Annotated in this window: 4 protein-coding genes; 3 read left to right on the forward strand and 1 reads right to left on the reverse strand. The window is 43.6% G+C overall.

All coding sequences use genetic code 11. The features are described from left to right. Positions 1-20 precede the first annotated feature (20 nt). Positions 21-839 (forward strand): ScpA family protein, encoded by an 819-nt coding sequence (locus F7734_RS60395; protein ID WP_155753698.1) that lies wholly within the window; start codon positions 21-23, stop codon positions 837-839. 367 nt (positions 840-1206) lie between these two features. Further along, positions 1207-2379 carry an NDP-sugar synthase gene (locus F7734_RS60400; RefSeq protein WP_155753699.1) on the forward strand — a complete coding sequence of 391 codons (1173 nt, stop codon included), beginning with the start codon at positions 1207-1209 and terminating at the stop codon, positions 2377-2379. A gap of 99 nt (positions 2380-2478) precedes the next feature. Here F7734_RS60400 and speA read toward each other — a convergent pair whose 3' ends face one another. Then, on the reverse strand, positions 2479-4497 hold the full coding sequence (gene speA, locus F7734_RS60405) for a biosynthetic arginine decarboxylase (RefSeq protein WP_155753700.1): 2019 nt from the start codon (positions 4495-4497) through the stop codon (positions 2479-2481). A gap of 285 nt (positions 4498-4782) precedes the next feature. Here speA and ndk point away from each other — a divergent pair, with 285 nt between their 5' ends. Further along, positions 4783-5232 carry a nucleoside-diphosphate kinase gene (gene ndk, locus F7734_RS60410; protein ID WP_155753701.1) on the forward strand — a complete coding sequence of 150 codons (450 nt, stop codon included), beginning with the start codon at positions 4783-4785 and terminating at the stop codon, positions 5230-5232. Positions 5233-5269 lie beyond the last annotated feature (37 nt).

Genomic DNA, 5269 nt, shown 5'->3' on the forward strand with positions numbered 1-5269 from the left:
CCCTACTCCCCAACCACTCAATGGACGCTGCTGAGCTATTAGAAACAATTACGTTACTCATTTACCAGGCTGAACAAGGGGAAATCGATCCTTGGGATGTCAAGGTGATTGAAGTTATTGATAGTTACTTAGAGCTCATGGCACCGGAAACTGCAACAAGAGGGTATGAAACCGATTTATCACAATCGGGTCAGGCTTTTTTGTCGGCATCAAAACTGGTATTGTTTAAGGCAAATACTTTGATGCAGTTGCAAGCAGCTGTAGAGGAACAAGAAGTTACTGAAGAAGCTCTACTGGAAAGTGAAGATGGAGTTACTTCTCACCATCAGCGCCTGCCATTAGAACGTCATCTGCGCCGCCGCCCTGCAGCTATGCCTCCATCAAAACGCCGCGTGACTTTGCAAGAACTGATAGAACAGTTGCAAGTCATGGCAGAACAGTTGCAGCTAGTAGAAAAACCGAATAAGCCTGCTCGTACTCGACGCCAACCCACCCTTCAGTCCATGAAGGCTGCTTTAGAATTGGCTCACCAGGAAAATCTGACAGAAGTGGCTTCAGAACTCGAGCAAGTTTTACGCCTTATGACTCCAGAGTTAAATTTGGAGAAAAATTGGTTAAATCTAGAACAACTGGTGGAGTTATGGACTCAAGCAAAGCAACCGCAACAAAAGAGTACAACAGAGCATTCGCACGAAAACCATATGGTTAGTGTTTTTTGGGCATTACTACTGCTTTGTGCTCAGTCTAAAGTAGAACTTGCTCAGGAAGAATTCTACAAAGAGCTAAAAATCCGGTTACTCACCGATTCACCAAGCACTACGGATAGACCTTTAAATTAAGGATATACAACATTGTTATGTGATGGTTCGCTATGATGGCTTCAGCAAACCTTAAAATCTAGTTCAATTGGAAAAATGACCAATACAAATTATAAAGGATGAAGGTAATGGTATGAAAGATGAAAAAACGTATAAAGTATCAAGGTTCTTAGCTAAGGTATAAAATTTTCATACTTGGCACTTTAGATTTTATGCTTTTTTTATACTTCATACTTTACACTTCATATTTGTTTCCCATGCCTAGAAGTGCTCTGTCGTGCAGTCGTTGCACTCAGTGCTTTTAGGGATGACAACAATGCGGAAATACACTAATGATGAAGTATCAAATGATAACAGTAAACTGGCTTGTGGTTGAGGAATAAGAGATATGAAAGCGATGATTCTCGCAGCAGGTAAAGGTACTCGCGTCCGTCCGATTACCTACACAATTCCCAAACCGATGATTCCTATCTTGCAAAAGCCAGTGATGGAATTCTTGCTGGAACTTCTACGCCAGCATGGGTTTGACCAAATTATGGTCAATGTCAGCCATTTAGCAGACGAAATAGAGAGTTATTTTCGCGATGGTCAACGGTTTGGCGTGCAAATTGCCTATTCTTTTGAAGGTCGCATTGTGGATGGTACTCTTGTCGGAGAAGCCATTGGTTCTGCTGGAGGAATGCGGAAAATTCAGGATTTCTACCCATTTTTCGACGATACTTTTGTGGTATTGTGCGGTGATGCTCTGATTGACCTAGACTTAACAGCAGCAGTGAAGTGGCACAGAGAAAAGGGGTCTATTGCCACTATCATTATGAAATCTGTTCCACAAGAAGAAGTTTCTAGCTATGGAGTTGTGGTTACAGATGAAGAAGGTCGGGTCAAGGCTTTCCAAGAAAAACCTAAGGTAGAAGAAGCACTTAGCACGAATATTAACACGGGTATTTACATCTTTGAGCCAGAAATTTTCAATTATATTCCTTCAGGAGTAGAGTATGACATTGGGAGTCAGCTATTCCCGAAATTAGTTGAAGTTGGTGCTCCTTTCTACGCTATTCCAATGGACTTTGAATGGGTAGATATTGGTAAAGTTCCAGATTACTGGCGAGCCGTTCGCGGTGTGCTGTCAGGAGAAATCAAAAATGTCCAAATTCCGGGGCATCAAGTCGCCCCAGGCATTTACACTGGCATGAATGTTGCTGTCAACTGGGACAAAGTGGATATCACGGGTCCGGTTTACATTGGCGGTATGACCCGAATTGAAGATGGTGCAAAAATTGTCGGTCCTACAATGATCGGTCCCAATTGCTGGGTGTGCAGTGGCGCAACAGTGGAAAATAGCGTCATCTTTGATTGGTCTCGATTGGGTCCGGGAGTCAGACTGGTTGATAAATTGGTATATGGTCGTTACTGCGTGGACAAAACAGGAGCCACGATAGACGTGCAAGCCGCAGCTTTAGATTGGCTGATTACCGATGCTCGTCAAGAGCCGCCATCCCATACTCCAGTCGAACGACAAGCGATCGCTGAATTGTTAGGAACAAATGCTCCTGTAACGTAAGTGGTTAATGGTTAGTGGTTAGTAGTTAGTGGTTAGTAGCTCATGGTTTACATACAACTAACAACTAACAACTAACAACTAACAACTAACAACTAACAACTAACTTGCTAAATACGTATATCTTCGCAAGCTTTGTTCGTAAGTTTGTAACAATTTTTGAGACTCTGCGAGAGTAATCCGATTTTCTATCAAAGCTTGTTCGCATCGCTGACGAATACTTTCTACCATATCTTCTGCATCATACTGTACGTAGCTCACGACCTCAGTCATAGTGTCGCCTTTGACAACGTGTTGGATTTGATATCCCTTGGGCGTCAATTGGATGTGAACTGCATTGGTATCACCAAAGAGGTTGTGTAAATTCCCCATAATTTCTTGGTAGGCTCCATTGAGGAACATACCCAAGTAGTAGGGTTCTCCGGACTTGAACTTGTGCAGTTCCAAAACCGATTTGACATCGCGTAAGTCAATAAAACGGTCAATTTTGCCATCGCTATCGCAGGTTAGATCTGCGAGGATAGCTCTCTGCGTTGGTTCTTCACTCAAGCGATGTATGGGCATGATGGGGAACAATTGGTCAATTGCCCAGCAATCTGGTGCGGATTGAAACACGGAAAGATTGATATAGTAGATGGAAGCCATAATTTTTTCTAGGTCTTCCAACTCGTCGGGCACGTATTCCTGCTTGTGAGTGATCCCCAGAATTTTTTGACAGCAAGCCCAGTAGAGCCTTTCTGCTTTGGCACGTTCTCTGAGACTTAAAATCCCTAATTTAAAGCGGCTGATTGCTTCTTCTTTAAATTGAGTCGCATCGTGGTAAAACTCTTGATAGTTCTCTTCGTTTAACGATTGATAAGTTTCCCACATATAAGTGATGATGGGCGACTCTCCTTCTTGGGGAGGTTCTGGTGGGTCACCGGGAACTTCACTGGTACTGAGAACGTCAAAAATCAAAACAGATTGATGGGAGGCGATCGCACGTCCGCTTTCACTAATCAGTGTTGGTACGGGGAGATTCTTCTCCGCACAGGTATCTTTTAATTCAGCAACTATGTCATTGGCATAGTTCTGCATATTGTAGTTTTTTGAAGCGTAAAAGTTGGTTTGAGAACCGTCATAATCTACACCCAAACCACCACCAACATCCAAGTATTTCATGTTTGCCCCTTGAGTCGCCAATTCTACGTAGATACGGCTGGCTTCTTGGATGGCATCTTTAATCACATGAATAGCAGAAATTTGCGAGCCAATATGGAAATGAAGTAACTGCAAGGATTCCAACAAGTTAGCATCGCGTAACTTATCAACAGTTTGCATGATTTCTGGAATGGTCAAACCAAATTTAGCGCGATCGCCAGTGGAAGTTCCCCACCGTCCCATTCCTTGGGTGCTCAATTTAGCTCTCACACCAACAATAGGTTTGATCCCCAACTGCTGGCTGACCTCAATAACGAGATCCACTTCTTCAACTTGCTCTAAAACGATAATCGGCGTTTGTCCGAGCCTTTGAGCCAGCATTGCCGTTTCAATGTATTCCCGGTCTTTGTAGCCATTGCAAATCAGCAATGCTCCTGGGGTATCCAGTAGAGCTAAAGCAATCATTAACTCTGGTTTGGAACCAGCTTCCAAACCAAATTGATGGGGTTTGCCAAAACGCACCAAATCTTCAATTAAGTGCCGTTGCTGGTTGCATTTGACAGGAAAGACACCACGGTAAACGCCAGGATAGTTATAGCGAGCGATAGCTTTGGCGAAACAAGCGTTCAACCGTTCGATCCTGTCTTCCAGAATATCGGAAAACCGTATTAAGATAGGAAGCCCCAAGTTACGCAGCTTGAGAGCATTCACCAGTTCGTACAAGTCTAGAGAACCACCGCGATCGCCCTTAGGAGAAACAGTGATATGACCCGCAGCATTGATAGAAAAGTAGGGTTCACCCCAACCTTCTATCCGATACAGTGCTTCGCTATCCTCGATTTTCCAAGTACGATTTCCATCGGAATTGGTAGCCGTAGGCAGCTGTTTTTGTTGTTTTTGTGCTCTTATTTCGGCTTTGGTTGCATTAGAGGGAGGTTTCACCACCTCGTCTGATGTAGTAGTCGTTAAATCACCACGCATTTCTTTCCTGACCTTTTTGTTTCACCCACGAGAATACAATGTATCGTATTCATTCCGAAGCGCATATGCATTCGGAGATACTTTCTGAGATAATCTCAGATTGTCCTTTGTCATTTGTCAAGTGTCATTTGTCATTTGTCAAGCGTCATTTGTCCTTTGTCAAGTGTCATTTGTCCTTTGTTAAGAACTAATGACCAATGACCAATGACCAATAACCAATGACCAATAACCAATGACCAATGACCAATGACCAATAACCAATTTACTTAATTTGAGGAGATAGCTTTGGAACGCACATTTTTAGCAATTAAGCCCGATGGCGTACAGCGCGGACTCATTGGTGAAATCATCCGCCGCTTTGAGACTAAAGGCTTTACCCTCGTTGGTTTAAAGTTTGTCAAACCTTCCCGAGAATTGGCTGAACAACATTACGATGTTCACAAAGAAAGACCTTTCTTTGGCAGCCTGGTCGAGTTTATCACTTCAGGCCCGGTTGTAGCGATGGTTTGGGAAGGAGAAGGCGTTGTCGCCGCCGCTAGAAAGTTAATTGGCGCAACAAATCCCTTAACAGCAGAACCAGGAACCATCCGAGGTGACTTCGGCATAAATATTGGTCGCAACCTCATCCACGGTTCCGATGCTATTGAAACAGCACAACGAGAAGTTTCCCTGTGGTTTAAGGAAGACGAATTGGTTGCTTGGCAACCTCATTTGACACCTTGGTTGCATGAGTAAAATCTACCCCACCCTAACCCTCCCCTTGTAAAGGGGA

The organism is Scytonema sp. UIC 10036 (genome assembly GCF_009725235.1).